Origin of the sequence: Rubripirellula obstinata (genome assembly GCF_001642955.1) — a bacterium.
Taxonomy (GTDB): Bacteria; Planctomycetota; Planctomycetia; order Pirellulales; family Pirellulaceae; genus Rubripirellula; species Rubripirellula obstinata.
Map to the genome: position 1 here is coordinate 1 of NZ_LWSK01000213.1, position 4,393 is coordinate 4,393.

3 protein-coding genes are annotated in these 4,393 nt (G+C 55.7%); all 3 read right to left on the reverse strand.

Annotated features, from left to right (window positions below):
* Positions 1-180: 180 nt before the first annotated feature.
* Positions 181-1,986 (reverse strand): ATP-binding cassette domain-containing protein, encoded by a 1,806-nt coding sequence (locus RC85_RS24860; RefSeq protein WP_068267500.1) that lies wholly within the window; start codon positions 1,984-1,986, stop codon positions 181-183.
* Positions 1,987-2,071: 85 nt separating this feature from the next.
* Positions 2,072-3,844: an ABC transporter permease subunit gene (locus RC85_RS24865; protein ID WP_068267501.1), complete on the reverse strand. Its 1,773-nt coding sequence runs from the start codon at positions 3,842-3,844 to the stop codon at positions 2,072-2,074.
* A gap of 360 nt (positions 3,845-4,204) precedes the next feature.
* On the reverse strand, positions 4,205-4,393 hold a 189-nt coding region (locus RC85_RS28705), incomplete at its 5' end, for a hypothetical protein (protein ID WP_238383222.1).

Genomic DNA, 4,393 nt, shown 5'->3' on the forward strand with positions numbered 1-4,393 from the left:
CCGCGCGTTACGCCCGCATGGACGCGCGGGGCGATGCCCACGCGGTTAAACGATTTAGAAACCCTTCACGGCGCGGGGCGATGCCCACGCGGTTAAACAGTTTAGAAACCCTTCACGGCGCGGGGCGATGCCCACGCGGTTAAACAGTTTGGAAACCCTTCAGGCGAGAATGGGCTCGAATCAAACGCTGTGTCGGTAAGGATTGAACAGCAGGTAGTTCAGGTGGCGATACAGATCGCTGTCGGCTAACAACGCGGAATGCTTGCCTTCGCCGGCGATACGCGGGCCGTTCATCAAGACGACTCGATCGGATTGGCGAAGGGTTTGTAGTCGATGCGGAAGGATGACGACCAAGCTGCCTGCATCGCGAAGTTCTTGCAGCGCCGTCAAACATGGATCGTCGGCCAGGTGCTCGGCGGGTGGCGGTGGTTCGGATGCCAAGATGATTGCCGGTTTGTGCAAAATTGCACGCGCGACGCCGATCGCGAATTTTGCTTCGACACCTAACATCGAATCGCCGGTGGTCACGATCGTGTTGAGACCTTCGGGCAGGCGAATCAAACGCTCGTAGACATCGACCTTTTCCAATGCCTTGACCATGTCACCATTGTGGATCGACCGGTCGTTGCCTCGCAAGTTTTCTTCGATCGTGCCATCGTGGATCGGGCCATCAGGGGCAATCCACATCACGTTTTTGGCGAGCGCGGTGGGGTGGATGTCATGAATCTGAATCCCGTCGATCGTGACGCGACCCTGGCTGGGCATCCCAAAGCCCATCAACATTTCAGCGATGGCTCGCGTGGCAACCGATTCGGTTCCCAACAATGCCACCATCGTCTTGGGCGACAACTTTAGCGTCAGATTACTTAACACGGGACGATCACGCGAACTTCCCAGCGTCACGTCCTGCAATTCAACGCAATCACGCAGCCCCATCAATCCGACACGATGCTCGCTGGCAGCCCGTTGGTTTCCCGTTTCAAGATATTGATAGATCGAATTGCTGGCTTCGGAACTCTTGGCCAACTGCGACCCGAGTGTCAACATGCGTCCCGCGGCGATCGCGGCACCGGTCAGCGACAGTCCAATAATCAGAGCCGATGGAAGACTCAAACCGCTTTCCAGGTTGACGCCCAACCCCAGAACAATCACAGCGATGGCGGTTGCGAGTGCGACAAACAAGATCGGCCAAATTTTTGCCAACCTGTTTTCCTCTTCCGTCGTCCGTCGATACATCGTTTCCAGTTCGGCCTCGAACGTTTTATCGACCTGAGCGTCGGTTTGCAGTCGCGCCAGCAGCGGTGCTTGCCCCACCAATTCGGCCATCCGATGCCTGGCCCTGGGGACTTCCCAATTGATCAATTCCGATTCGTCGTTACGGCGCAGTACCGTAAAGAGTCGCCAGATGATCACTCCGCTAACAATCGCCAACATCGCCAACCAAACATTGACCAGCAAAGCGACTGCCAGACAGCCAAGAAAGGTCAACAAGCTGCGTGGCACGGCGCGATACCAAAGCGACAGACCTCGCCCGAGTTCCGGCAAATGCTCGTCGATCAACTTCGCAGCCTGAACCGCTTGCGCCGCAGCACCTTCAACCTCGGCGCGTTTGACACTGTGCGAAAGCACGCGGCGATGCAGCAGTTTGGTGATCTCGCGAGTCCGTCGATTCACGCTCAGTCGATGCAGCCACACTGTGACCGCGAACAACGTCGCAACGGCGAACGAACCCATGACCAACTCGGTCAGTTGTACCAACGACGTTTGGTTTGCGAATAATGGCGTGACGGGAACATACAGATGCGTCCCTAACCGAATCATGCCCGGTGTCAGTTCGCCTGCACTTAGCAGTACCGCGATGACGCCCACCAGGATCACCAGGACGGGGATTAAAAGCCCGGCCAGCGATGACCAAAGGTATCCCATCACGGCACCGCCATGATTGGATTCGCTGCGGGCGCGAACAAGTGTGCCTATACCACTCAACCTCGATCAACTCCTCGTCAGTGTTTCGTGCTGTAAGTCTCTGGTCGAGGTGAGCCGAAGGTGGTTCGACGGTCTGGCAACCTGGTTACGCCAGATCGCGGTCCTCGAAAAATATCATCGCCAACATCCAAATCGCGATGATGAAACATACAAGATAGTTGAAAGCACCGGGCAAGTAGATCGCCGGGATCGGTTTTGCGGCATCCATCGCCGCCTGGACGTTAAAGGAATTGAGGTTTGGAACCGCGACGGCGATCAATTTCCCCACAAAACCCACCAATTCGTTGTTTCCTTCGGATGCAGCGACCAAGGGCGAGGTCAAATTTCCGATGATATAAACCACGAAACAGGTGATAAAATTCGCCAAAAGCGGCAATCGGGTCGCCAACGCGACCGCAACCGCACCGATCGCCATCGTTTCCATGAAGTACAAACCGATGACCGGAACCATCGTCATCACTTCGCTGTAACTCTGTTGCCACGTCGTCGCCCCGCGAGTGGTTTCGCGAGCATCGTAGATCGGCTTGTAACTGATCACGATCAAGAACACGGCTGAAATGATCGCGAACATGACCAACACCGACAACATGATGCCAGCGTATTTCCCCAAGATGAAAGATCGCCGACTGACAGGTTTGCTCAGCACCGTCAGCGCCGTGCGTCCTTCAATTTCTTCGCTGACCGACGTACCCGCACTCCATACCGCCTGCAACATTCCAAGAACCATGATCGTCGTCACGCCGCTGTCCTTTAGCAATCGAATGTCGTCGCCCAGCGTGTTGAACGGATAGAACCCAAACAGGATCACGCTGAACATTCCGATCGCTAACAACAGCAGGTACAGCGGTTGAGACATCTCGTTCTTTGCCGTCGACAACGCAAGCGCCCAGACTCTTGGTGCGGCTTGCCGAAACGCGATCACGCCCGTGATCAAGATGAAGAATGCAATCGCGATCCCCATCATCGAACGCACTTCGGGAATCGAAGGCAAACTCTTAAACGTCATTCGAACGTTTGCCGGATCCCCTTCGCGATTTTGAATGTGCAAGAGAGTCGGGTCGCCCGGAATCGGTGCGCGAGCTCCTTCGGAAGATCGGAACACCTGCGGCTCGCCAGCGTTGATGCGAAACGGAGCCTGAGCGAACTTGCCAGGGTCACTGGAATCGCTGATCAAAACCGTCCGGTCGCTCTCGATTCTAAGCTCCGAGAGATTTCGCATGCTGTAATCAATGTTGGCAGCCACAAAGGGTGCCAAGTCAATGTCGTCTCCCGTTACACCCGCGACCGGAATCGTGACCGATGTTGTTCCATCGCCAACCCAGTTGATCGCTGGAATCGCTCGGAAGAATTCCATCGGATCGCGAACCAGCGGAGTCGATGCCAAACCGATGACAACAAACACACCCGCGACGCTCAACAGATACGGCACCACACCTTCGCTTGGCAACAACGGCCATTCGCTGCGGGTCCGATGCCACATGCCGTAGATCAATCCAAAGCCGCAAGTAACACCGATCGCGATCAATGGCATGTAAAGCAGATAAGCAAATTCAGAATCGGCCGCGTTGGGAATGTACTGCCAACACAACAGCGCCGAAAAAACACCGCCAACGATTAGCGAAGCCACGATGCCACGGCGAGGCGAATCGGCCAGGCGGCCAAGCGGCGGGATGAACGACAGGACCGACAGCAATCCGTAAATCACCAACGCGGCAGCAAAACCGATCAGCAAGCCGACGGCGATCACCCAGATCGGAGTCAAAAACGACGGCAACCAAGTCATTTGCCCCAGAACGGGTGAGGCGAAATCTGGAAATCCATTCATCGAGAGAACGCCAACCGCCATGTCTGAAACCATCGTGAGGAGAATCGTGGAGAGAAATCGTGGAGTGAATCGGTAAAAGTTGAGAGTTTCGACGACGTCCGCCGCCAACCCGAACCGGCAATCCGCACCACCGGCCAGCTTGTTACGCAGTCGCCAGCCGAAGGGTTTCCCAGGAATGCTCGCAAATCCAAAAAAGTAGCGGGAAGCCCAGATCGACAAGCTGCGTTTCAAGATGCGTTCCCCTGAGTAGATATCCTGGGGAGATGTCCCGGGGAGATGTCCTACGCCGTGAAGGGTTTCTGGACTGTTTAACCGCGTGGGCATCGCCCCGCGCGTCCATGCGGGGCGAAACGCGCGGGGCGATGCCTGGACCGCTAAATCTTTGAGATTGCATCAGTTCTCGTTTGCGCAGGTTTCATGCTCACCGCGACGTTGAGTGCTTCCGCCGGGCTTGCCCTGGGCCGCTAAATCTTTGGTATTGACATGGTTTTCTTTGGGGGACAGATTTGTTCCCGGTTTCGGCTTGATGAACGATCGTATTTTGATGGAGTAACGCGATGACCAAGAAGCTTGATGAGTACC